Here is a 976-nt window from a genome sequence, read left to right on the forward strand (position 1 = left end):
GGTAGCGATTGGGGTGAAGTCGTAACAAGGTAGCCGTAGGAGAACCTGCGGCTGGATCACCTCCTTTCTATGGAGAAAAGCCTAAACGGCTTTTCTCGGGGGATATACGCGATGGCAATCGCCGCGTTTATATCACCCCGGGGAAGTTTGATTAACGTCAGACTTAATAAAAGCCGTTTAGTCTAGCTGGATTAACTTTAATATATCTGTTTAATTTTGAGAGACCAATGGTCTTACGACCTAAGGTAATCTCAATTTGTTCTTTGAAAATTGCACAGATTAAAAAATAGATTAAATTGTTTACTCAAATAACTACAAATGTTAATAGGGTATACAATTTCGCAAGTAAGGTAATGAATACTCGCGTTTTTATTACTTTACAAATTAATTAAGAATTTTGCTAAAAATTCAGCAAAATCTAATGTTCTATTTTCGTGTAATTCGGTTGAAGATTCCGAATTTCACTCAATACAACATAAGATTTTACAAAGAATTTTAGCTTGGTCAAGCTACGAAGAGCGCATGGTGAATGCCTTGGCACTAGGAGCCGACGAAGGACGCGATAAGCTGCGATAAGCTTTGGGTAGGCGCAAATAGCCTGTGATCCAGAGATTTCCGAATGGGGAAACCCACATAGTTTATAGCTATGTACTGTACATTGAATACATAGATGTATGGAGGTAACTCAGGGAACTGAAACATCTAAGTACCTGAAGGAAGAGAAAGAAAAATCGATTTCCTAAGTAGCGGCGAGCGAACGGGAAAGAGCCCAAACCAGCTCCTAACGGAGTTGGGGTTGCGGACAGTTCATAAACGAAAGCAGGAACTAATTGAAGAGAGCTGGAAAGCTCCGCTATAAAGTGTAATAGCCACGTAAATGAAAGTGGAAGCTTTTAGAACTGATCCAGAGTACCACGAGACACGTGAAACCTTGTGGGAAGCAGGGAGGACCACCTCCCAAGGCTAAATACTACCT

At 40.9% G+C, this 976-nt stretch carries 2 rRNA genes; both read left to right on the forward strand.

The window, feature by feature from the left end:
* Window positions 1–67, forward strand: a 16S ribosomal RNA gene (locus tag ACJDUH_RS19670); the annotation flags it as partial.
* A gap of 435 nt (window positions 68–502) precedes the next feature.
* Window positions 503–976 (forward strand): 23S ribosomal RNA (locus ACJDUH_RS19675); the annotation flags it as partial.

It is taken from the genome of Candidatus Clostridium radicumherbarum, assembly GCF_045310525.1.
GTDB classification, from domain to species: domain Bacteria; phylum Bacillota; class Clostridia; order Clostridiales; family Clostridiaceae; genus Clostridium_AT; species Clostridium_AT radicumherbarum.